At 63.1% G+C, this 23,792-nt stretch carries 23 protein-coding genes; 20 read left to right on the top strand and 3 right to left on the bottom strand.

The window, feature by feature from the left end; translation table 11 throughout:
* Positions 1-91 precede the first annotated feature (91 nt).
* Together N005_RS20995 and N005_RS20990 are read left to right on the top strand one after the other, a co-directional pair.
* Positions 92-988, top strand: coding sequence for a LysR family transcriptional regulator (locus N005_RS20995; RefSeq protein WP_047702944.1), 897 nt, complete (start codon positions 92-94; stop codon positions 986-988).
* A gap of 290 nt (positions 989-1,278) precedes the next feature.
* Positions 1,279-1,713, top strand: coding sequence for a nuclear transport factor 2 family protein (locus N005_RS20990; RefSeq protein WP_047702943.1), 435 nt, complete (start codon positions 1,279-1,281; stop codon positions 1,711-1,713).
* Positions 1,714-1,805: 92 nt separating this feature from the next.
* On the opposite strand, the gene N005_RS20985 is transcribed toward N005_RS20990, so the two are convergent.
* Positions 1,806-2,729: a LysR family transcriptional regulator gene (locus N005_RS20985; RefSeq protein WP_047702942.1), complete on the bottom strand. Its 924-nt coding sequence runs from the start codon at positions 2,727-2,729 to the stop codon at positions 1,806-1,808.
* Positions 2,730-2,857: 128 nt separating this feature from the next.
* On the opposite strand from N005_RS20985, the gene N005_RS20980 reads away from it, so the two are divergent.
* Complete coding sequence (locus N005_RS20980) at positions 2,858-3,064, top strand: tautomerase family protein (protein WP_003202537.1); 207 nt, start codon at positions 2,858-2,860, stop codon at positions 3,062-3,064.
* Between the two features lie 309 nt (positions 3,065-3,373).
* Positions 3,374-4,108, top strand: coding sequence for an SDR family NAD(P)-dependent oxidoreductase (locus tag N005_RS20975; protein WP_047702941.1), 735 nt, complete (start codon positions 3,374-3,376; stop codon positions 4,106-4,108).
* Between the two features lie 121 nt (positions 4,109-4,229).
* Here the strand turns inward: N005_RS20975 and N005_RS20970 are convergent, their stop codons facing one another.
* A complete protein-coding gene (locus tag N005_RS20970) occupies positions 4,230-6,377 on the bottom strand; it encodes a TonB-dependent siderophore receptor (protein WP_047702940.1) in 2,148 nt (715 codons plus the stop codon).
* Between the two features lie 230 nt (positions 6,378-6,607).
* Positions 6,608-8,011, bottom strand: a complete 1,404-nt coding sequence (locus N005_RS20965; RefSeq protein WP_047698869.1) for an aminotransferase-like domain-containing protein — start codon at positions 8,009-8,011, stop codon at positions 6,608-6,610.
* A gap of 135 nt (positions 8,012-8,146) precedes the next feature.
* Here N005_RS20965 and N005_RS20960 point away from each other — a divergent pair, with 135 nt between their 5' ends.
* The 16 genes from N005_RS20960 (at position 8,147) to N005_RS20885 (ending at position 23,741) form a co-directional block, all read left to right on the top strand.
* A complete protein-coding gene (locus N005_RS20960; RefSeq protein ID WP_047698867.1) occupies positions 8,147-9,313 on the top strand; it encodes an MFS transporter in 1,167 nt (388 codons plus the stop codon).
* Between the two features lie 205 nt (positions 9,314-9,518).
* Positions 9,519-10,190, top strand: coding sequence for a GntR family transcriptional regulator (locus N005_RS20955; protein ID WP_047702939.1), 672 nt, complete (start codon positions 9,519-9,521; stop codon positions 10,188-10,190).
* 141 nt (positions 10,191-10,331) lie between these two features.
* On the top strand, positions 10,332-11,246 hold the full coding sequence (locus tag N005_RS20950) for a hypothetical protein (RefSeq protein ID WP_052126424.1): 915 nt from the start codon (positions 10,332-10,334) through the stop codon (positions 11,244-11,246).
* Between the two features lie 112 nt (positions 11,247-11,358).
* Positions 11,359-12,291, top strand: coding sequence for a 4-hydroxyproline epimerase (locus tag N005_RS20945; RefSeq protein WP_047702938.1), 933 nt, complete (start codon positions 11,359-11,361; stop codon positions 12,289-12,291).
* Positions 12,288-13,406: an NAD(P)/FAD-dependent oxidoreductase gene (locus N005_RS20940; protein ID WP_047702937.1), complete on the top strand. Its 1,119-nt coding sequence runs from the start codon at positions 12,288-12,290 to the stop codon at positions 13,404-13,406. Before N005_RS20945 ends, N005_RS20940 begins: the two co-directional genes overlap by 4 nt.
* A 148-nt stretch (positions 13,407-13,554) precedes the next feature.
* Entirely contained in the window at positions 13,555-13,791 is a 237-nt protein-coding gene (locus N005_RS20935; RefSeq protein ID WP_047702936.1) for a 2Fe-2S iron-sulfur cluster-binding protein, read from the top strand.
* Positions 13,788-15,044 (top strand): NAD(P)/FAD-dependent oxidoreductase, encoded by a 1,257-nt coding sequence (locus tag N005_RS20930; protein WP_047702935.1) that lies wholly within the window; start codon positions 13,788-13,790, stop codon positions 15,042-15,044. Before N005_RS20935 ends, N005_RS20930 begins: the two co-directional genes overlap by 4 nt.
* Positions 15,045-15,217: 173 nt before the next feature.
* A complete protein-coding gene (locus N005_RS20925; protein ID WP_047702934.1) occupies positions 15,218-15,967 on the top strand; it encodes an AraC family transcriptional regulator in 750 nt (249 codons plus the stop codon).
* A gap of 231 nt (positions 15,968-16,198) precedes the next feature.
* On the top strand, positions 16,199-17,017 hold the full coding sequence (locus tag N005_RS20920) for an ABC transporter substrate-binding protein (protein ID WP_047702933.1): 819 nt from the start codon (positions 16,199-16,201) through the stop codon (positions 17,015-17,017).
* A 10-nt stretch (positions 17,018-17,027) separates the two neighbouring features.
* Positions 17,028-18,806: a cis-3-hydroxy-L-proline dehydratase gene (gene lhpI, locus N005_RS20915; RefSeq protein WP_047702932.1), complete on the top strand. Its 1,779-nt coding sequence runs from the start codon at positions 17,028-17,030 to the stop codon at positions 18,804-18,806.
* Positions 18,799-19,464: an amino acid ABC transporter permease gene (locus N005_RS20910; protein ID WP_047702931.1), complete on the top strand. Its 666-nt coding sequence runs from the start codon at positions 18,799-18,801 to the stop codon at positions 19,462-19,464. Before lhpI ends, N005_RS20910 begins: the two co-directional genes overlap by 8 nt.
* A gap of 9 nt (positions 19,465-19,473) precedes the next feature.
* On the top strand, positions 19,474-20,124 hold the full coding sequence (locus tag N005_RS20905; protein WP_047702930.1) for an amino acid ABC transporter permease: 651 nt from the start codon (positions 19,474-19,476) through the stop codon (positions 20,122-20,124).
* Positions 20,117-20,839, top strand: coding sequence for an amino acid ABC transporter ATP-binding protein (locus N005_RS20900; protein WP_041024841.1), 723 nt, complete (start codon positions 20,117-20,119; stop codon positions 20,837-20,839). Before N005_RS20905 ends, N005_RS20900 begins: the two co-directional genes overlap by 8 nt.
* Positions 20,840-20,943: 104 nt before the next feature.
* The gene (locus tag N005_RS20895; RefSeq protein WP_047702929.1) at positions 20,944-21,972 is read left to right on the top strand and encodes a trans-3-hydroxy-L-proline dehydratase; all 1,029 of its coding nucleotides are present in this window, start codon (positions 20,944-20,946) and stop codon (positions 21,970-21,972) included.
* Between the two features lie 170 nt (positions 21,973-22,142).
* Complete coding sequence (locus N005_RS20890; RefSeq protein WP_047702928.1) at positions 22,143-23,060, top strand: dihydrodipicolinate synthase family protein; 918 nt, start codon at positions 22,143-22,145, stop codon at positions 23,058-23,060.
* A gap of 123 nt (positions 23,061-23,183) precedes the next feature.
* Complete coding sequence (locus N005_RS20885) at positions 23,184-23,741, top strand: DinB family protein (protein WP_047702927.1); 558 nt, start codon at positions 23,184-23,186, stop codon at positions 23,739-23,741.
* Positions 23,742-23,792 lie beyond the last annotated feature (51 nt).

Below are 23,792 nucleotides of genomic sequence, written 5' to 3'. Positions count from 1 at the left end.
TTGTTTTTGTGGGGAACGGCTCGATGATGGACGGGGTGTATTGTTCCCGTCTAATCTAACTTGGCACTTGATTGATACCCGGATTGAATCAATGTTTGAACTGGCCCAGCTGCGCTGCTTTACCACGGTCGCGACGGAACTCAATTTCCGCCGCGCCGCCGAACGGTTGAACATGACCCAGCCGCCCTTGAGCCGGCAGATCCAATTGCTGGAGCATCACCTGGGCGTCGAACTCTTCACCCGCAGCACCCGCAGCGTTGCCCTCACCGCCGCCGGCCGGGCTTTTTTCATCGAAGCGCAGAACCTGCTGGAGCAGGCGCAACAAGCCGCCACGGCCGCCCGGCGCTTCGCCCAGGGCGACATCGGCTCGGTCACCATCAGCTTCGTCGGCAGCGCGGTCTATGAGTTTCTGCCCAAGGTCATCGCCGAGGCACGGCTGAAACAGCCCCAGGTGAAAATCGTCCTCTCGGAGATGAACACCTACCAGCAGCATGAAGCCTTGCGCGCGCGGCGCATCGACCTGGGCATCGTCCGCTCGCCGCTGCTGGAAACCGGCTACGCGACCGAGTGCCTGGTGCGCGAGCCGTTCGTGCTGGCGGTGCCTGCCGGTCATCCGCTGGCCCGTGCCGAATCCGTCAGTGTCCAGGACCTCGATGGCCAGCCGTTCCTGATGTATTCCCATTCCGCCTACCCGCCCTTCAACGAATTACTCACCGGCATGCTCCGCTCGGCCCGGGTCGCGCCGCAATTCGTACAATGGCTGGGGTCGTCACTGACGATCCTGGCACTGGTCAATGCCGGCATGGGACTGGCGCTGGTACCACGCTGTGCCACCAGCGTGGTGTTCAAGCAGGTGGTGTTCCGGGAGATCGATCTGGGCGAAGGGGTGCAGAGCGAGTTGCATCTGGTGTGGCGCGAGGACAATGACAACCCGGCGTTCACCATGTTGCTGGAAGGGATTCGTGGGGCGGTTCGCGAGGGACTGTGACTAGGATGTGTCCAGCCAGCATATCCCCTGTGGCGAGGGAGCTTGCTCCCGCTGGGTTGCGAAGCAACCCCCGCCGTTATCGATCTGATGAACTCCGGCGCCAGTCCCAGGGGCCACTGCGCGGCCCAGCGGGAGCAAGCTCCCTCGCCACAAGTAAGCGCTTCCAAGGTGGCTGATTGCAGGTTGATCCGAATCTGATCTATCCCGGCGCCCCAAAGTAGTTGTACGATGACAGATGAGTGCAATCCAAAGCACTCATTCCTCATACCTACAACAACAAGGACACCCCCATGAAAAAAGCGACATTGGTGATGAGCTTCCTGTGCCTGTTCGGCGGCTACGCAGCCACCGCCGCTGCTTCAGCCGAGCAAGACGTGGCCCAGGCCGTCGACCACCTGACCCAGGCCATGCTGCATAAGGACATCCCTCAGTTGCAGGCCCTGGCCGCCGAGAACCTCACCTACGGTCACTCCAGCGGCAACATCCAGGACAAGCAAGCCTTCATCGCCGACATCGAAACCGGCAAGAGCGCGTTCAAGACCCTGGAAATGAAGAATCAGAAAATCACCCTGTCAGGTGACACCGCCCTGGTGCGCAACCATTTCTCGGCCCAGGCGATCAAGGGCACCGACATCGTGCCGACTGAAATCGAGAACTTCCAGATCTGGCAGAAGCAGAAGAATGGCAAGTGGCTGCTGATCGGGCGGCAGGCGTTCAAGTTCTAATCGCCTCACCCTGTGGGAGCGAGCCTGCTCACGATGGCGTCAGTCCAGTTACTACGCCATCGCGAGCAGGCTCGCTCCCACAGGGATTGTCCCTAGGTACCCGCCCACTGCTCCCGCTGCTGCAACAGGAAATCGACGAAGGCGCGGACCCGCTGGGGCATGTAGCGGCCATGGGGATAGAGCAAGGTGAAGGGACGTGAGCGGCCACTGAAAGGCTGCAGCACTTCCACCAGGCTTCCGTTTGCCAGTTCCTGTTCGACGATGAAGCGGTAGGTCTGGAACAATCCCGCGCCGTGCCTGGCCAGCGTCACGCCGCCCAGTACATCGTCCGAACAGCAATAGTTGCCCTGGCCGAACACCTCCCGCTCCTTGCCATCGGCATTGAACAACCAGGAAATCCGCCGGCCGCTGCTGGGCAATTCGAATTGAATGCATTCGTGATCGTCCAGGTCTTCGAGGGTGCGCGGCGTGCCGGCCTTGCGCAGATAGTCCGGCGCGGCGACCACCACCAGCCTGGCGTCTTCCAGTAACCGGGCGATCAGCGAAGAGTCCGGCTGGGCCCGGACCCGAATCGCCAGGTCATAGCCCTCGGCGACGAAGTCGATGTTCCGATTGCTCAGGTGCACGTCCACGCTGACTTGCGGATATTGCGCACGGAAAGCCGGCAGCAAGGGCAGGATCCGGTGATGACCATAGGTGGTGGGCAGGCTGATGCGCAGTTGCCCGGACGGCACCGATTGCGCGCCCATCATTTCCTGTTGTGCCTCGACCAATTGCGTCAAAGCCTGCCGGCACTGCTCGAAGTAGGTCTTGCCGGCGTCGGTCAGGCGGATGCTGCGGGTGGTGCGCACGAACAGGCGCGAGCCCAGGCGTTCCTCCAGGCGAAAGATCGAACGGCTGACCGCTGCCGGGGTCACGCCCGCCACCTGGGCCGCCGCCGTGAAGCTGCCCGCTTCGGCCGCGAGGCAAAACAGTTCTATGCTGCCCAACTGCAGGTCTTCGAAATGTCGCTTCATGATTCATTACACCGTGTATCAACTGAAGATCGCAGCTGCCTGTTTATCAGTCCGTGGCGTATAAATACAGTGGCTTCGGTTGTGCAGGAATAGCCTGCGCAGCTTCTCTCAACCAGCAGGAGTGCAACATGCCTTTCGTCAATGTGCGTATCACCCGCGATGGCGTCACCCGCGAACAGAAAGCCCAGGTGATCTCGGAAATCACCGAAACCCTCCAGCGCGTACTGGGCAAGGATCCGCACCTGACCCATATCGTGATCGAAGAAGTCGATACGGATAACTGGGGTTATGCGGGCATGACGACGACGCAGTATCGAAGTCTTCCCAAGGAATGAGGATCTGCTTCTATCGAGCCCGGCCTGATTTGACCGGGCTTTTTTGTGCCTGCCAAAACCCGACTTAGCCTTGTGGGAGCGAGCCTGCTCGCGATAGCGGTGTGTCAGTAAATAATTTCCAGCTGACACACCGCTATCGCGAGCAGGCTCGCTCCCACAGGGGCTTGGGTTGAATGGGCGATTGATTACATCAGGTATCAACTCAAGTACCGCCCACCCCGTTTATCAACCCTTAGCGCATCAATACCCTGATCTCAACCAGCGTCACTACCGGCGCAGCGGTTCAACACAACGATCAGGAGTCACATCATGAGTCTCAACAAAACCGTCATCATCACCGGCGCCTCCAGCGGCATCGGCCTGGGTCTGGTCAAGGCGTTTCTGGATCGGGGTTACAACGTGGTCGGCAATGCCCGATCCCGCGCGGGGCTGGAGGATGCCGCCGGGCGGCTCGATCACTCGGCCCGTTTCATCGGTGTGGCCGGCGATATCGCCGCCCCTGCGACCTCGACCCAGCTCATTGCCAAGGCCGTCGAAGCGTTCGGCGCCGTTGATGGGCTGGTGAACAATGCCGGGTTCTTCCTGCCCAAACCCTTCATCGAATACAGCCCCCAGGATCTGGAGTCGTTGCTGGACACCAATCTCAAGGGCTTGGTCTACGCCAGCCAGGCGGCTGCCGCGCACATGATCGGTCGTCGGCAGGGCTTCATCATCAACATTTCCGCCGCCGTGGCCCTGCAACCGAATATCCAGGTACCGGCCGCGTTGCCAGTGTTGATCAAGGGCGGCGTCAACCAGATGACCCGTGCCCTGGCCCTTGAACTGTCGCCGCACAACATCAAGGTCAATGCCGTTGCGCCCGGGATCATCGATACGCCGATGCATGACCCGGCCCATCGCGAATTCCTCAACCACCTGGCTCCGGCCGGTCGCGTGGGCACCATCGGGGAAATCGCCGAGGCGGTGCTGTATCTGGCGAGCGCCGATTTCACCACCGGCGCGGTACTGCCGGTGGATGGCGGGATGAGCACGGGCAAGTGGTAGGAGTCGCCGCAGTTGCCTTTGTGGGAGAGCCTGCTCGCGATGGCGTCATCCCAGTCAGCCCAGTATTGACTGACTTATCGCCATCGCGAGCAGGCTCGCTCCCACAGGGATTGCACTTGCTTTAGAGGGTGTAGGAAATGCCTGCCTGCACCGTTCGCGGTGCGCCCGGGTAGGCGTAGACGTTGCCGAAGGCGCCTTCCTCGTAATCGGCGTCGAACAGGTTCTTCAGGTCCAGGTTGAGACGGATCCGTTCGTTGACCTTGTAGTAGCCGAGCAGGTCGACGACGGTGTAGCTGTCCATCGAGAATGCATTCGCCGCGGTCTGGCCGGCCCGCTCATCCACGTATTTGGCTCCTACACCCAGGCCCAGCCCCTTGAGGCCACCGTCCTGGAACTCGTAGACGTTCAACAGGCTGAAGGTGTTCTTCGGCACGTTGAGCAGGCGGGTGCCGCTAGGGATGCTGATGTCCTTGGTCACCTCGGCATCGACATAAGCGTAACCGCCAATCATGCGCCATTCCGGCGTCAGGTTGCCGGCCACGTTCAGGTCGAAGCCACGGCTGCGTACTTCGCCTGCCGCCACATTGAACGTCGAATCCACTGGATCGGTGGCGAGCACGTTGCGTTTTTCAATCTGATAGATGGCGGCGTCGACACTCAACTGACGATCCAGTGCCTCCCACTTGATACCCATTTCATAGGACTTGCCCTTCTCCGGCTTGAAACCATTCCCTTGTCCCTCACGGCTGGCGCCGGTGTTGGGTTTGAAAGAGCGAGCGGTATTGGCGTAGACAGCCACCGTGTCGGTCAGATCGTAGATCACACCCAGGCGCGGGGTTACGGCGCTGTCGGTTACGCTCCAGTTCCTGCTGCCAGGCGGATTCTGCGGGACAAACGTTTCGTACTCATGCTCAAAACGCTCGAAACGCGCCCCCGCCAACAGCTTCAAGTGCTCGGTGAGCGCCACCTGATCCTGGACGAACACGCCGAACGTCTTGAGGTTTTCCTGATCATCGGTAGGCGTACGGGTCAATGCCGGACGAGGTTGGCCATATACCGGATTGAAGATATCGATCGGGTAGGCGCCCGCTCCGGCGGCGGAACGCTGGATGATGGATTGATAGTCGTAGTCTTCGTACTCGACCCCGGTCAACAGCGTGTGCTCGAAACCGCCGGTTAAAAAATGCCCGGTGAGGTTGAGCTGCGTGTCGCGGTCGGTCCATTCCAGTTTGCGGTAATTGAAGTTACGACCCAGGGTACGCCCGTCGGCCGCGATGCCGTTGCCTTCCACCGCGTTACCCTGCAACGTGCCGTCTAGCCACTGGGTGCCGCCGGCCAGGGTCCAGTCGTCGTTGAGCATGTGCTCGAAACGCACCTGTAGCATGTTGTTGTCGTTGTGCAGTTTGCCGGCGTCTTTTTCGCCGAAGAAGGTATCGCGGGAAGCCGTGCCACGCTGGCCTGGATAATGGGTCAGGCCACGGTCCAGCGGATGGTTGTTGCGCATGAAGTCGCCTTCGAACGTCAGGCGGGTGGTGTCGTTGACCTGCCAGGTCACCACCGGCGCGACGCCGTAGCGCTCGGTCTCGACGTGGTCACGGAAGGTGTCGCCGCCCTCGCCGATCACGTTCAGGCGATAGGCCAGGCGCCCCTCTTCATCCAACGGGCCGGACGCATCCAGCGTGCCGCGACGCATGCCCTGGTCGTTGAGCTGGCTGCCCAGGGTCACCGTGCGCTCGGCCAGCGGTTGCTTGGACACCACGTTGAATGTGCCGCCCGGATCGCCGCGACCGTACAGCATGGTCGCCGGACCGCGCAGCACTTCAAGCCGCTCGATGGTGTTGGCGTCGGGCATGTTCGGGTAGCCACGGTTGATCGGGAAACCGTTGCGGTAGAACTCTCCGGTGGTGAAGCCGCGCACCGTGAATGTGGTCAGGCCTTGGCCGCCGAAGTTGTTGGCCCGCCCCACCCCGCCCGCGTAATCGAGGGCATCCTGCAGGCGCGTGGCGCCAAGGTCTTCCACCACATCGCGGGACACCACGCTGATGGATTGCGGGGTTTCATGGATGGCGGTGTCGGTGCGCGTGGCGCTCGCCGAACGGGTGGCGTGATAACCGTTGACGGGGCCCTGTGCGGTTTCATTGTCCGAAAGGCCCACGATGTCCGTGGCCTGCAACTCCAGCGGCGCCCGGTCCGGGGCAGTGGGCTCATCAGCCCAGGTGGAAACGGAATAGGCCTGGAGCACACACAATGAAACGAGAATCCGACGCATCGAAACACAACCTTAATGGAAAAACACCGACCGTCTCCGGACGGCAGACAAGAATGTGTCGTGAAAGATACAGCAACTCATTCCTGTTTGACATACATTCCCATTATCATCTTGTCTCTACGGTCTGCGAGTTCCATTGTGGGAGCGAGCCTGCTCGCGATAGCGGTGTGTCAGCTGGAATTTTTCTACTGACCCACCGCTATCGCGAGCAGGCTCGCTCCCACAAACTTTCAGACAGCTTCATTTCTCTGTTCAGCCAGCGACGCCTCTTCTATCCGCCGGAAAAACGTCTGCGCACGAACGTCCTGAACGAACGCCACGTTCAGCCGCAGCCAGTCGCAGGTCTCCCTCGCCGGCATGAAACTGGCCCCTTGAGAGAGCTGGACCAGCGCTTCGCGAGCAATCTGCTGCACCCGCCCGCTCTCCACATACCGGGGCCGGGCCCATACGAACAGGCCTCCGGTCGGCTCGGCGAAAACCTCCCAGTGCGCCTGGTCAAGCTGGCGCAGGGTGCTCGCCATCTGCTTGTTCAAACGCTGGCGCAGGCGTTGCAGCAACTTGCGATAGGCCCCGTTGGCGAGCAGCGTCGCCACGACATTTTCCGCCAACAACGAGCAGCCGATACCCGTCACCATCTTGACCTCGGCCAGTCGGTTGACGATCTCGGGCTGGGCGACCACGTAACCGATGCGCAGCGAACTGGACAGCGTCTTGGAAAAGCTCGCCAGGTAGATCACCCGGTCCAGGCCATCCAGGGTCGCGAGGCGGGACGTTGGTCCATTCTGGAAGTCGGCGTAGATGTCGTCTTCTATGAGGCGGAAATCGTGCTGGTTGGCCAGTTGCAGCAGACGATACGCGACGCTCGGCGCGAGGCTGGTGCCGGTGGGGTTCTGGTACATGCTGTTGATGAAGAAATAGGCGGGTTTGTGCTGGCCGAGCACGCGTTCGAGGCTGGCGATATCCGGGCCCTGGGTGCCCCTCGGTACCGCCAGGGTCCTGACACCGTGCAACTTCAGCAGATTGAACAGATTGTAGTAGCCGGGGCTTTCCACCAGGACCAGGTCACCGGGCTTGAGCAGCGTGCGCACCAACAGGTCGAGGCCATGACTGGCGCCTTGGGTGGTGAGGATCTGCGCAAGATCGGCATGTATGTCGATCAGCCCCAGGCGTTTCTGGATGTGCTGGCGCAGAGGAACAGAGCCCAGGGGCGTGCTGTAGTTGAACAGTGCGTGGTTGTCGCTGCGCACCACCTGGCGGATCGCCTGGCCCAGGTCGGTGTCATCGCGCCAGGAGTCAGGCAGCCAGCCGCAGCCGAGCTTGAGCAGCGTCGACTCGTTGTCGAACAACGTCCATGCCCCCTCGGCTGTTTCAGCATCCGGCTCCCCGGGCCGGAACACCTGCTGGGCGACAAAGAAACCCGATCCATGCCGGGACTCCAGCACCCCGCTGGCGACCAGTTGGTCATAGGCTTTGATCACGCACGACAGGCTGACGTCATTTTCCTGGGCCAATTGCCGGATGGAAGGCATTCGGGCACCGGGGCGGATGTGATGGCTGTCGATCCAACCCACCAGCTGACTCATCAGTTGCCGGGTCATGGGCTCGGCGGCATTGCGATCGATGTTCAGGTCCATGCGGGGTGCTCTTGAAGTGTTCGCCGATTTCGAGCGAACAGTTAATCACAAAACCCCTCGGCCTGTTCCTTGTTCCCGCGAAGCCCGGCAGTGATAGTCCCGTAGACGCCATTTGACGACTTTCGGGGAACACGCTTGAACGCACAGCAGCGACATTCATGGGGACTGGCTTTCGGCCTTTGCCTGATCACCCTCGCGGTCAACCTGCAGGCGCCGCTCTACACCACCTATGCCCAGGCGTCCGGTTACGGCGCCGGTGCTACGGCGGTGGCGTTCTCATGTTATGTACTGGGAGTGTTGCCGGTGCTGCTGGCCTTCGGCGGGCTGGCCGACCGGGTAGGACGCCGGCCGCTGATATTGCTGGCATTGGGTTTGTCGATGCTGGCAACCGTCATCACCTCGATCTGGCCGAACCTCGTCGCGCTGGGCCTGGCACGGCTGATGATGGGCGTGGGCACGGGTCTGGCCTCAGCGACGTCGACGGCCTACATGACCGAACTGCTGGCGGGCAGCGATACCCGCTCCGCCGCCAATCGGATCACCGCCAGCACCTCCCTGGGCTTCGGCCTGGGGGCGGCGTTGACCAGTCTGTTCCTGTTCGTCCACCACAGCGTGGTGCCCGGCAGTTTCTGGTTGCAGTTGTTCCTGGCCGCTGTCGCGTTCCTCGTGGTGTCCAGGCTGCCGGACCCTGCCGCCAGAACGACCCGGGCGCCGATGCTACGCCTGCCGCTGTTCCCCACCGGCAGCCTGCCCTACGGCTTCTCCATGCTGCTGGCCTGGGCAACCTCGGGCCTGGTCATCGCGATACTGCCCTCGGTGCTGGCACGCCACGATCTGCAGCAATGGTCGGGCCTGTCGACCTTCACCGTGATCAGCTGCGGGTTGCTGTTCCAACCCTGGGTGCGTCGCCTGCACCCGGCCCGGGCCACCGGGTTTGGCTTGCTGGTGCTGCCCTTGAGCTATGCGCTGCTGGCCTGGGGCGCGAGCAGCGGTTCGCTGATCGCGGTACTGCTTGGGGCGCTGGGGGCCAGCAGTGCCTGCTATGGTTTTCTGTACCTGGGCGGGCTATCGGCGATCACCGCACTGGCCGGCCAGGAAAAGGCCCGGGTCAGTGCCGGGTTCTTCCTGTTCGCGTACGTCGGGTTCAGCATTCCGGTGGTGGTCACAGGCCTGTTGGCTGACCGGTTCGGCGCCGATGTGGCGTTGGTCCTGTTTGGGGTGGCATTGTCGCTGGGTGCGTTGGTAACGGGATGGGTCATCGTTCGGACAGAGGCTTATGTAATCCGCATGTCCCACAGCTGAACACAAACCCCTTGTGGCGAGGGAGCTTGCTCCCGTTCGATTGCGCAGCAATCGCAGCTATTGGGGCCGCTGCGCAACCCAGCGGGAGCAAGCTCCCTCGCCACAAGAGCACCTGCGCTGAAGGGGCGACCCGGGTCGAGACACCTCGACACCACCGCCACCAAGTCGTATACCATATCCCCAACTCAGCAACCGACCCGCCGCCGTGACTTTATCCAAGTTCAAACTGCCTGACCTGGGCAACACCCCTTCCACTTCGGAAATCATCACCCGGCACCTGCGCGAGGCCATCGTGGCCGGGCATTTTGCCGAGGACGAGCCGATTCGCCAGGACGATATCGCCCGTCAGTTCAACGTCAGCAAGATCCCCGTGCGCGAAGCCCTCAAGCGGCTGGAGGCCGAAGGGCTGGTGATGTTCCAGCGCAATCGCGGCGCGATGGTCACGCGGATGTCCGAGGTGGAGCTGGCGCAGATGTTCGAAGTGCGGATGTTGCTGGAGGACAAGGTGCTGCGCCTGGCGATTCCCAACATGACCGAAGACACCTTCGCTCGCGCCGAGGCCATTTGTCGCGAGTTCATCGGCGAGGATGACGTCGGGCGCTGGGCCGAACTCAACTGGCAGTTGCACGCCTGCCTCTACGAGCCGGCACAACGGCCCTTCCTGGTCGGCCTGATCCGCTCGGTCCACGACAAGCTGGAGCGTTACCTGCGCATGCAGATGAGCTTGTCGGCCGGCAAGGAACGCGCCGACCACGAGCATCGGGAAATCCTCGATGCCTGCCGGGCCGGTGATGTCGAACGGGCGGTGAAACTGCTGGACGAGCACATCGCCGGCGTCTGCAAGACGCTGTTCGAGTTCCTGCCTTCCAGCCATTGAGGTCGATCGCTGAAAAGACAATGCCGGGCCGCTGAGCGACCCGGCATTTTTTTTGCGCATATACATATGTACCACCAGGGCCCGGCAACGCGGCCGCAGAATCGGTGCCTTCTTAATCAGAGACAGAACGCACCCTCAATCATGACCGACACCATTGTAGACACGCTGACTGTGACAGCCTCGATCACCAACGAACATTGGGCCGGCACCGACGACACCCTGTATGTGTCCATGGGCCCTCTCAGTCAGATGCAATTATTCTGTGAAGCCCCGCGAGTCGGGCAGACCATCACGGTGGAAATCGATATTCCAAGACTGTTCGGCCGCCCGCGGATCTCATTGTCCGAAATCGACGGCCTGACCTTCTACCAGAGGCCCGAAGCCCACCCGATCGCCACCGATGACTGGGAGCTGGACTCCGTACTGATCAAGGCCAATGACATCTACACCAATCTGTCCTTCAAACAGGTTCATCGTTGGCTCAGGAACTCTTCCTCGCACTTGCTCGCCGTATGGTCGGGCCATGTGCATTTTTCCGATTGGATGAATTCGGACAAGCGATCGATCGATCTCAACGCCCAGACCTACCCGATCCGGTGGATGCCCTTCATCGGCGATCTCATGCACTGGCGTTGCTATGACCCATCGAAAATCGACGGCGTCGGTCAACTGGTGGGGATGTGGGATGGCCAGTTGATCGGTAACCAACTGAAATCGCAAACCAGCGAAATACTCTCCCCCAACGATCAGTCCAACAGCTACACCTGGGTGTATACCCCGGAAAACTCCATCATCTATAAACGCTGGGAACATGCTGACCGGGCCAACTACATCCGGCACAGCCAACTCGGCAGCGGCAGGCCGGTCATGTGCGCCGGGGAATTCAGGATCAGGGAACATCGCATGGAGCACGTCATTGCCATGGTCAACGATGCGTCGGGACATTACCGCCCCGATGGCGGAGCCTGCCTGCGCTACGTGGCGGAAAAGTTCGAGGCCCTGGGCATCAATACGGAATACATCGACTGGCAGTGGAGAGACACCTCCGACGGATGAACGCAGCCCTGCACTGTGCCGATTTCGTCATAGGCGACAGATAAAACCATCAAGCCGCCGCCCCCTGTTGCAGGCCACGCTTGCGCTCACTTATCTGAACGGACGTGGCCCCATGAAGCGCATCACTGTGATCGATTCCCACACCGGCGGTGAGCCGACCCGACTGGTCACCGACGGTTTTCCCGATCTCGGCCAGGGCAGCATGGCCGAGCGCAGGCAGCGCCTGGCCTCGCAGCACGATGACTGGCGCGCCGCCTGTGTACTGGAACCCCGGGGCAGCGACGTGCTGGTGGGCGCGCTGCTCTGTGAACCGGTCGACCCGAACGCCTGTGCCGGGGTGATCTTCTTCAACAACAGCGGCTACCTGGGCATGTGTGGCCACGGCACCATCGGCCTGGTGGCGTCGCTGGCGCACCTGGGGCGGATCGGCCCGGGCGTGCACAGCATCGAAACCCCGGTGGGCACCGTCCAGGCCACCTTGCATGAAGATCGCTCGGTCAGCGTGCGCAATGTCCCCGCCTATCGCTATCGCAAGGCACTGCGCCTGGAAGTGCCTGGCATCGGCCCGGTGAAAGGCGACGTGGCCTGGGGCGGTAACTGGTTCTTCCTGATCGCCGACCACGGCCAGCGGGTGGCGAGCGACAACCTCGACGCGCTGACCGCCTACACCTATGCCGTGCAGCAAGCATTGGAACAGCAAGGCTTGCGTGGCGAGGACGGCGGGCTGATCGATCACATCGAGCTGTTCGCCGACGACTCGCAAGCCGACAGCCGCAACTTCGTACTCTGTCCCGGCAAGGCCTACGACCGCTCTCCTTGCGGCACCGGCACCAGCGCCAAGCTGGCGTGCCTGGCCGCGGACGGCAAGCTGCAACCCGGTCAGATCTGGCGCCAGGCCAGCGTGATCGGCAGCGAGTTCGAAGGCTCTTATGAGCAGGCGGGCGAGCGCATCGTGCCGACCATTCGCGGGCGCGCCTATGTCAGCGCCGAGGCCACGCTGATCATCGAAGCGGATGACCCGTTCGCCTGGGGCATTCGCCTGTGACCGAGGGGTTGACCGCCGACGTGATCGTCATCGGTGCCGGCATCGTCGGTGCAGCCTGTGCCCGGGCCTTGTCCCAGCGTGGCTTGAAGGTGCTGGTACTCGACGCCGGCTGGCACGGCGCCACGGCGGCGGGCATGGGTCATCTGCTGGTGCTGGACGACAACCCGGCGGAACTGGCCCTCAGTCAATATTCCTTGCAGCGCTGGCGCGAGCTGGCCCCGGCTCTTCCCGAAGGCTGTGGGTGGCGCAACAACGGCACCTTGTGGCTGGCGGCCAATCCGGAGGAAATGGCGGTCGCCAACAGCAAATACCTGAATCTGCTGGCCCACGGAGAAGACTGCGAGCTGATCGGACGCGGGGCCCTGCGTCAGCGCGAACCCGAGTTGCGCGAAGGCCTGGAAGGCGGCCTGCTGATCAAGGGCGACGGCATCCTCTACGCCCCCGCCACCGCGCGCTGGATGCTGGGCAGCCCGCACATCCGCCAGCAACGGGCGCAGGTCGCCGAAGTGGATGGCTCGCGGGTACGCCTAGATGACGGGCGCTGGTTGAGGGCCGGGGCGGTGATCCTCGCCAACGGTATCCAGGCCATCGAACTGTGCCCGGAACTGCCGATCGAGCCGAAGAAGGGCCACCTGCTGATCACCGATCGCTACCCCGCCACCGTCACTCACACCCTGGTCGAACTGGGTTACGTCACCAGTGCTCACAACGCCAGCGGCCCATCGGTGGCGTGCAATATCCAGCCGCGTCCCACCGGGCAGTTGTTCATCGGCGCCTCGCGCCAGTTCGGCACCGTCGACCCGCAGGTGGAGGGCTGGATGCTGGCGAAGATGCTCAAGCGCGCCGTCGACTACATGCCCGGGCTGGCACAGCTCAACGGCATCCGCGCCTGGACCGGCTTCCGCGCCGCCAGCCCCGACGGCCTGCCGCTGGTGGGACAGCACCCGCAACGCAAGGGCCTGTGGCTGGCGGTGGGGCATGAAGGACTGGGAGTCACAACGGCCCCCGCGACGGCTGACCTATTGGTGGCACAGCTGTTCAACGAAGCCTCGCCGTTGGCCCCTCAAGCATACCGGCCGGAGCGTTTTCTGGGGGAGTCCGCCCATGTCAGCTAGATCCCTGTGGCGAGGGGATTTATCCCCGCTGGGCTGCGCAGCAGCCCCTCTGGATTACCCTGACACATCGAGTAGCCAGACTTCAGGGCCGCTACGCGCCCCAACGGGGATGAATCCCCTCGCCACAGTTTCGTACGGAGCCCGATAGATGCCTGAATTACTCCTGGACGGCCGCCCACTCACGGTCACCCCCGGCACCAGCGTCGCCGCCGCCCTGGCCTTGGGTGCGGACGGTTGCAGTCGCACCTCGGTCAGCGGCCAACGGCGTGCGCCCCTGTGCGGCATGGGCATCTGCCAGGAATGCCGGGTAATGATCGACGGCGAGCGCCGCCTGGCCTGCCAGACCCTGTGCCGCGACGGCATGCACGTGCAGACCCGACCATGAACGAAACCACCGACCTGCTGATCATCGGCGCCGGCCCCGCCGGCATGGCCGCTGCCCTGGCCGCGTCCGGCCGCGGCGCGCAAATCGTGTTGCTGGACGACAACCCGTTGCCTGGAGGACAGATCTGGCGCGACGGTCCCCAGGCCAGCCTGCCCACTGCGGCTCGCCGCCTGCGCGAGCAGTTGCAGGGCTGTGCCAATGTGCGCTGCCATGCCGGTACCCGGGTCATCGCTTGCGCTGCCGACAAAACCCTGTTGGTGGAAAATGCCGAGCGCGGTTGGCAGATCACCTACCAGCGTTTGATCCTGTGCACCGGTGCCCGGGAGTTGCTGCTGCCCTTCCCCGGCTGGACCCTGCCCGGCGTCACCGGCGCCGGCGGTTTGCAGGCACTGATCAAGGCCGGCCTGCCGGTACGGGATGAACGCCTGGTGATCGCCGGGAGCGGGCCGCTGCTGCTGGCCAGCGCGGCCACGGCCAGGCACCAGGGAGCCCACGTGCTACGGGTGGCCGAACAGGCGAGCCGTGCCGCCGTGGCCGGTTTCGCCGCGCAATTGCCGCGCTGGCCGGGTAAATTCCTGCAAGCGTTCACCCTGTTCGATAGGCATTACCGCACCGCAAGCCATGTGCTGGAGGCCTTGGGGCAAGAGCGGCTCGAAGGCGTGCGCTTGCTACAACAGGGCAAGATCGTCGAACTGGCCTGCGACCGCTTGGCCTGTGGCTTCGGGCTCATCCCCAATACCCAGCTCGGCCAGGCCCTGGGCTGCGAGCTTGCCGAAAATGCCCTCGCAGTGGATGCCTGGCAGGCGACCACTCGCCAGGACCATTACGCCGCCGGCGAATGCACCGGTTTCGGCGGCAGCGAACTGGCGCTGGTGGAAGGCGCCATCGCCGGTCACGCGGCGGTCGGCGATACCGTGGCCGCCCAACGCCTATGGCCGCGTCGGGAACGCTGGCAGGGTTTCGCCCGGACACTGAACAAGGCCTTCGCACTCGATGAGCGACTCAAGTCCCTGGCCCGGGCCGACACCCTGGTCTGCCGCTGCGAAGACGTGCCCTACGGCGACTTGATCGGTCACGTGAGCTGGCGCGAAGCCAAGCTCGCCAGCCGCTGTGGCATGGGAGCCTGCCAGGGCCGGGTCTGCGGTGCGGCGCTGGAATATCTGTTCGACTGGACGCCCCCCACCTCACGCCCACCGTTCAGCCCGGCGCGAATCGAAACTTTGCTGGGGCTGGAAGAAACCCCACTCATTTGAGTCAGACAGCGATCCATTTGTGGGAACGAGCCTGCTCGCGATAGCGCTTTATCAGATACAGACAGGTTGCTGACACACCGCTATCGCGAGCAGGCTCGCTCCCACAGGCGTTGGCCGATCATTCTGCTGCTACTCTTGCGCAACCCTTGCCTCCACCCAAATGATGCCGGCCCATGTATCCCTCGCTCACCGCCTTCCCCCCCTGCGACCTGGACACCCTGCTCCACAGCCTGCAATCCATCGCGCCGCTGCTCGACACCCTTGCGGACGTGGTGTTCTTCATCAAGGACACCCAGGCCCGTTACGCCTTCGTCAACCAGACCCTGGCCCGGCGCTGCGGCTTCAAGCACAGCAGCGATCTGCTCGGCCGCACGGCTGAGCAAGTATTCCCCGAACGCTTCGGCCCGCTGTACACCGAACAGGATCGACGGGTACTGGCCAGCGGCCAAGAGCTGGCCGATCAACTCGAACTCCATCTGTACTACGGCAACCAGCCGGTGTGGTGCCTGACCCATAAAATCGCCCTGCGCGAACCCAACGGCCAGATCGTCGGCCTGGCCGGCATCTCCCGGGACCTGCAGTTGCCACAGTCCAGCCACCCGGCGTTCCAGAAGCTGGCGGCAGTGGATGCCCACATCAAAAGCCATTTTGCCCGTCCCATCAGCCTTGCCGAACTGACCGCCATCGCCGGGTTGTCGGTGGCGCAACTGGAGCGGCACTGCAAACGCATTTTCCAGCTCACGCCCCGGCAAATGATTCACAAGGCGCGGCTGGAAGAAGCTTCGCGCCTGCTGTTGGACAGGGACCTGCCTATCACCGAGATCGCCTTGCGTTGCGGCTATACCGACCACAGCGCGTTCAGTCGCCAGTTCCGCGCCTTGACCAGCTTGTCGCCAAGCCAGTACCGCGAAAGCCAGCATTGAATCTGTTCCCTTACAGGGCGAAGGAGCACCCATTGCTCCCATCTGTAACACCCGCTCGAAGCGACCTGCAGTGCCGCTCGAACCTTCCGTGCCCTATTACCTTTTTGTTATCAACGAGTTATCCATTTAAACGAGAGATCTTCGAGACAGGCACGCCGATTGCTTATTTAATATCGTATACGAAATCCTCAATACGATATTTCACCGCATTTATTCGACAGCGAGGCATTTATGAAAAACCCTGCATTGGCCGTGGCGTTAAGTGTTGTCCTGGCCCCCCTGTTCATCAGCACCGCCCATGCCGACAAGCTCGATGACATCATCGGCTCCGGCAAGCTGCGCTGCGCCGTGACCCTGGACTTCCCGCCCATGGGCTTTCGTGACGAAAGCAACAAACCGGCGGGCTTCGACGTGGACTATTGCCACGACCTGGCGAAGGTCCTGGGGGTAGATGCCGAAGTGGTGGAAACGCCGTTCCCGGACCGGATCCCGGCGCTGATTTCCGGCCGCGCCGATGTCATCGTCGCCTCCACCTCCGACACCCTGGAGCGGGCCAAGACCGTCGGCCTGACCGTGCCCTACTTCGCCTTCCAGATGGTGGTGCTGACCCGCGACAACACCGGCATCAACAGCTTCGCCGACCTCAAGGGCAAGGCCGTGGGCAATACCAGTGGCACCTACGAAGCCATCGCGCTGGAGAAAGACCAGAAAAACTGGGGCAGCGGCAGCTTCCGCGCCTACCAGTCGCAGAACGACACGCTGCTGGCCGTCGCCCAAGGGCACATCGACGCGACGGTGGTGACCAATACCGTGGCCGCCGCGACCATCAAGTCAGGCAAGTACAAGAACCTGAAGATCGCCGGTGACGCGCCTTATGTCATCGACTATGTGTCCCTTGGCGCCAAGCGCAACGAGTTCGGCCTGATCAACTACCTCAACCTGTTCGTCAACCAACAGGTGCGCACCGGCCGCTACAAAGAGCTGTTCGTCAAATGGGTCGGCACCGACATTCCGCCGGCCAACCTGACCGTCCCGCAGGTCTATTACTGAGGATCGGGGCATGCCAAGCACGCCTATCCGTGTCATGGGTCGCAGTCTGGTGGAGGGTGCCGCCCAGGGCGCCCTGCTCTTCGCCGATGTGGGCTTGAGTTTCTGGGGCGGTGTCGATCCGGCCAGCGGTGAAGTCATCGACCGGCATCACCCCCTCAGCGGCGAGCGCCTGGCGGGACGCGTGCTGGCAATTCCCAGCGGGCGCGGCTCGTGCACCGGCAGCAGCGTCCTGATGGAGCTGATCAGCAACGGCCATGCACCCGCCGCCCTGGTGCTGGCTGAAGCAGATGAAATCCTGACCCTGGGTGTGCTGGTGGCCCAGTTGATTTTCCAGCGTTCCCTGCCCGTGGTGCAGATCGGTCGCGAGGCCTTCGACGGGCTGCGCGGCCAGGGTTTCGTGCGCATCGAAGGCAACTGCTTGACCTTGTCCGGCCGTCGCCCCAATGATCGCTGGGATGGCGCCGACGTCCCCTTGCAGCCGCCCATGCCGTCTACCGTCTGCCTCACCGAACAGGACCGTGCACTGCTCGACGGCAGCCACGGCAAGGCTGCCCAGGTGGCGATGCAAATAGTATTGCGCATGGCCGAGATCCAGGAAGCCACGCAGCTGCTGGACGTGACCCAGGCCCACATCGACGGTTGCATCTACACCGGCCCGGCCAGCCTGCGCTTTGCCGAACAACTGGTGCAATGGGGGGCGAAGGTGCGCGTGTCCACCACCCTCAATTCCATCTCCGTGGACCAGCGCCGCTGGCGCGAACTGGGCGTAGACCCGGCCTTGGGCGAACCGGCGAGTGCCTTGGGCGATGCCTACATGGCGATGGGCGCGCAGTTGAGCTTCACCTGCGCGCCGTATCTGCTGGACACCGCGCCCAGGGCCGGCGAGCAAATTGTCTGGGCCGAGTCCAACGCGGTGGTCTACGCCAACAGCGTGCTTGGGGCTCGCACGCAGAAGTACCCGGACTTCCTGGATATCTGCATCGCCTTGTGCGGCCGGGCGCCCTTGAGCGGTTGTCATCTGGACGATCAGCGCAAGGCCAGGCTGATTGTCGATGTTTCGGAACTGCGCGACATCGACGACAGCTTCTATCCGTTGCTGGGCTATCACATCGGCGGCCTGACAGGTCGGCGCATTCCGTTGATACGCGGCCTGGAACACGCCGCACCGACCCTTGATGACCTGAAAGCCTTCGGCGCCGCGTTCGCCACCACCAGTGCCGCGCCGTTATTCCACATCGCCGGGGTCACACCGGAAGCCCTCGACCCGGCCGCTGTCGTGGAGGTGGACTGTCCGCTACCGATGGAAACCGTCGATGCCGCGGGCTTGCTTGCCAGTTGGCGTGAGCTGAACAGTGCCCGGGACAACCGGGTGGACGTGGTCTCCCTGGGCAATCCGCATTTTTCCCTCAGCGAATTTGCCGCCCTGGCGGCGCTCTGCGTCGGTCGGAGCAAGCACCCGGACGTGGTACTCGCCATCACCTGCGGCCGTGCGGTGCTGGAGCAGGCCCGCCAGGCGGGCCACCTGGACGCCATCGAGGCCTTCGGCGCGACGCTGGTGACCGACACCTGCTGGTGCATGCTGGGCGAACCGGTCATCCCACCCGCTGCCACCACCCTGATGACCAACTCCGGCAAATACGCCCATTACGCGCCCGGCCTGGTGGGACGCGGGGTGCACTTCGCCAGCCTAGCGGCCTGCGTCGACGCCGCGTGCAACGCCACCGCCAATGGTCAGCCGCCGCTCTGGCTGCAACCCGCCACCCGCCAGGGGAACCCCTTCCATGTTTGACTACAGCTTCCAATGGCGCCCGGCCCTGCGCGCGTTGCCCGACATGCTCGCCGGAGCCTGGGTCACGTTCGAGACCGCGGCGCTGTCGATGATCTTCGGCGTGCTGATCGCGCTGCTGCTGACGGTGATGCGCCAGGCGCGCCATCCATTGCTGCGGGGCATCGGCAATGGCTGGGTGTCCATCGCCCGCAACACACCGTCGCTGTTCCAGATCTATATCCTCTACTTCGGCCTCGGCTCCCTCGGGCTGCACGTCAGTTCGTGGCTGGCCTTGCTGGCCGGGATCACCTTCAACAATGCCGGCTACCTGGCGGAGAACTTTCGCGGTGGCCTGAAGGCCGTGCCCGGCACCCAGATGCGCGCCGCCCGCTCCCTGGGCATGAGCGCGTTCCAGGCCTACCGGATGATCATCGTCCCGCAACTGCTGCGCATCGTCTTCTACCCGCTGACCAACCAGATGGTCTGGGCGGTGCTGATGACCTCGCTGGGCGTGGTGGTCGGCCTGAACAACGACCTCACCGGGGTGACCCAGGAATACAACGTCAAGACGTTCCGCACCTTCGAATACTTCGCCCTCGCGGCCGCGCTGTATTACCTGATCGCCAAGCTCATCGTCGGGCTCGCCCGGCTGTTGTCCTGGCGGCTTTTCCGTTATTGAGGGCCGGTCATGTTTACAACAAGCCTCACCGTCAACGACCTGCTGTTCTTGCTCGACGGGGCCTGGGTCACGCTGCAACTGACCGCCTGGTCGATCCTGCTCGGCACCCTGGCCGGGTTGCTGTTCGGCCTGCTCCGGGCACTGCTGCCCCGGGCCAGCCTGCCGCTGGCCTGGGTACTGGACGTGTTTCGCAGCGTGCCGTTGCTGATCCAGTTCGTGCTGTTCAACTCGCTGAAAAGCATCGCCGGGCTGAACCTCAGCGCCTTCGCCGTCGGCTGCATCGTGCTCGGGGTGTACGCCGCCGCGTACTTCACCGAAATCGTCCGCGGCGGTGTACTGGCGGTGCCGCTGAGCACCCGGCGGGCCAGCCGTTCCCTGGGCTTGAGCTACCTGCAGGACCTGCGCTTCATCGTCCTGCCGATTGCCACGCGCGTGGCGTTTCCCGGCTGGCTGAACCTGGTACTCGGGGTGATGAAGGACACCGCGCTGGTGATGTGGATCGGCATCGTCGAACTGCTGCGTGCCTCGCAAACCATCGTCACGCGCATTCAGGAACCCCTGCTGGTGCTGTGCATCGCAGGCCTCATTTACTACGTCATGAGCCTGGTGGTTGCCCGCCTCGGCGCACGTCTGGAAAGAAGGTGGCAGGAAAATGATTGAGATCGAGAACGTGCACAAATCCTTCGGCGACCTGGAAGTGGTCAAGGGTGTGAGCCTGACCGTGGACAAGGGTGAAGTGGTGTCGATCATCGGTGGCTCGGGTTCCGGCAAGTCGACCCTGCTGATGTGCATCAACGGCCTGGAGCCGATCCAGCAAGGCAGCATCCGCGTGGACGGTGTCGAGGTCCATGACCGCGCCACCGATCTCAATCACTTGCGGCAGAAGATCGGCATTGTCTTCCAGCAATGGAACGCCTTCCCGCACCTGACCGTGCTGGAGAACGTGATGCTGGCGCCGCGCAAGGTGCTGGGCAAGAGCAAACAGGACGCCGAGGCCCTGGCGGTTAAACAGCTGGAGCACGTCGGCCTGGGGGACAAGCTCAAGGCCTTCCCGAACAAACTGTCCGGCGGCCAGCAGCAACGCATGGCCATCGCCCGGGCCCTGGCGATGTCGCCGGACTACATGCTGTTCGACGAAGCCACCTCGGCCCTGGACCCGCAACTGGTGGGCGAGGTGCTGGACACCATGCGCATGCTCGCCGAGGACGGCATGACCATGGTGCTGGTGACCCATGAGATCCGCTTCGCCCGGGACGTGTCCGACCGTGTGGCGTTCTTCTGCAATGGCCGGGTCCATGAAATCGGGCCGCCGGACCAGGTGATCGGCAATCCGATGCAGCGGGAGACGGCGGCGTTTCTCAAGTCGGTGAAATAGCCAATGGCCCTATCGCGAGCAGGCTCGCTCCCACAGCGTACAAATCCCATGTGGGAGCGAGCCTGCTCGCGATGAGGCCGCAACAGACAACAAGGAACAACCCAATGCGCTCATCGAAAATCATCCACATCGTCAGCTGCCACGCCGAAGGCGAAGTCGGCGATGTGATCGTCGGCGGTGTCGCCCCTCCGCCCGGTGCCACGGTGTGGGAACAGTCGCGCTGGATCGCCCGGGACGAGACCCTGCGCAACTTCGTCCTCAACGAACCCCGTGGCGGCGTGTTCCGCCACGTCAACCTGCTGGTCCCGGCCAAGGACCCGCGGGCGCAGATGGCCTGGATCATCATGGAGCCGGCCGACACGCCGCCGATGTCCGGCTCCAACTCCCTGTGCGTGGCGACGGTGCTGCTGGACAGCGGCATCCTGCCCATGACCGAACCCCAGACTCGCCTGGTACTGGAGGCCCCTGGCGGATTGATCGAAGCCGTCGCCGATTGCCGCGACGGCAAGGTGCAACGGGTGGAGATCAAGAACGTGCCGTCCTTCGCCGACCGTCTCGACGCCTGGATCGAAGTCGAGGGCCTGGGCTCGCTACAGGTGGACACCGCCTATGGCGGCGACAGTTTCGTCATCGTCGACGCCCAGCGCCTGGGCTTTGCCATTCGCCCTGACGAGGCCGCCGACCTGGTAGACATCGGGCTGAAAATCACCCGGGCCGCCAATGAACAATTGGGTTTCGAGCATCCGCTGAACCCGGACTGGTCGCATATCTCGTTCTGCCAGATCGCCGCGCCCATCGTCATGGAAGCAGGTGTCGCAACCGGCGCCAACGCCGTGGTGATCCAGCCTGGCAAGATCGACCGCTCCCCCACCGGCACCGGCTGCTCGGCACGCATGGCGGTGCTGCAGGCCAAGGGGTTGATGCAGATGGGCGAGCGGTTCATCGGGCGCTCGATCATCGGCTCCGAATTCCACTGCCGCATCGACTCGCTGACCGACGTGGCCGGACGCCCGGCGATCTACCCGTGCATTGCCGGGCGAGCGTGGATCACCGGGACCCATCAACTACTGCTGGATCCGGCCGATCCGTGGCCGCAGGGCTATCGGCTTTCGGATACGTGGCCCGGCGCATGACCTTCGAACTCACATCGATCCCTTGTGGCGAGGGGATTCATCCCCGCTGGGCTGCGAAGCGGCCCCCTTGGCCCTCTCAGATACACCGAGTCGCCAGATTTCAGGGCCGCTTCGCGCCCCAGCGGGGATAAATCCCCTCGCCACAAACCATTAACCACCGGAGACAACCCATGAGCAAACGCATCAACTGGAGCGGCGTATTCCCCGCCGTCACCACCCAATTCAACGATGACTTTTCCATCAACCTGGACAAGACCCATGAGGTCATTTCCAACGTCATCCGTGACGGCGTCTCGGGCCTGGTGGTCTGCGGTTCGGTGGGGGAAAACACCTCGTTGAGCGCTGAAGAAAAAATCGCCGTGACCGAAGTCGCGGTGGACGCCTCCCGGGGGCGGGTGCCGGTGATTTGCGGCGTGGCCGAATTCACCAGCGTACAGGCGGCCAAGGTCGCCAACGCGGTGTGCAAGGTCGGCGTCGACGGCGTGATGCTGATGCCGGCGCTGGTCTACGGCTCCAAGCCGTTCGAAACCGCCGAGCACTTTCGCTATGTCGCCCGGCATGCCGATGTGCCGCTGATGGTCTATAACAACCCACCGATCTACAAGAACGACGTGACCCCGGACATCCTGATTTCTCTGGCCGATTGCGACAACGTGGTGTGCTTCAAGGACTCCTCCGGCGACACCCGACGCTTCATCGACGTGCGCAATGAAGTAGGTGATCGCTTTGTCCTGTTCGCGGGCCTTGACGACGTGGTGCTGGAAAGCCTCGCCGTGGGTGCCGAAGGCTGGGTCTCGGGCATGTCCAACGTGTTCCCGAAGGAAGGCGAAACCATCTTCCGCCTGGCTCGCGCCGGCCGGTTTGCCGAAGCGATGCCGATCTACGAATGGCTGATGCCGATCCTGCACCTCGACGCCCGCGCCGACCTGGTGCAATGCATCAAGCTGTGCGAAGCCATCGCCGGCCGCGGCAGCGCCCTCACCCGCCCACCCCGCCTGGCCCTGCCGGAAGAAGACCGGCTGTATGTGGAACAGATCATGGCCAAGGCCCTGGCGAACCGGCCGGTGCTGCCGGATGTCGGGCTCTGACCCGAGGCGAATGAAGTCTCCTGTGGGAGCGAGCCTGCTCGCGATAGCGGTCTGCCTGGAACGGCTATGCTGGATGTACCGCCGTCATCGCGAGCAGGCTCGCTCCCACAAGGAAGGCTTTCCATGAACTATTTCCTGGCCCAGGCCCTGAACAATCAATGGGCCAACCACCGGCTGCTCAGCACTTGCGCACAATTGAGCGAAGACGAATACCTCACGCGCCGCACCGGGTTCTTTCCGTCCATCCAGGCCACGCTCTGCCATATCCTGGAAGTGGATCGCTATTACCTCACCGCCCTCGAAGGCGATCGTGACGGTCAGACCAGGGATTTCGCTGCAACCCTGGCCTTTGTCGACCTGGTGCAAGGCCAGGCTCGCACTGACCAGCGGTTAGTGACCTTCTGCGAATCCCTGCGGGAGAAAGACCTCGCCCGGTCCGTCGAATTGGTACGCGCCGACGGTGCGGTGGTGCCCGAGCGTATCGACCGGTTGCTGCTGCATTTGTTCGAACACCAGATTCACCACCGTGGCCAGGTCCACACGATGCTCAGCGACACCGACATCGAGCCGCCACAGCTCGACGAGTTTTTCCTCGACTGCGACCGCAAGTTCCGGCAAACGGAAGAACAGCAATTGCAGCTCGATGAAGGCCGCGTCTGGCGGAGCTATCTGCCGGACTGAATCCAAGGCATAAAAAATGCGATGGCCGCTGCCGGCCATCGCCAATCGCCC

The organism is Pseudomonas mediterranea CFBP 5447 (assembly GCF_000774145.1).
GTDB lineage: Bacteria > Pseudomonadota > Gammaproteobacteria > Pseudomonadales > Pseudomonadaceae > Aquipseudomonas > Aquipseudomonas mediterranea.
Note: the sequence above shows the minus strand (reverse complement) of the source record. Positions and strands in the feature narration are given on the sequence as shown.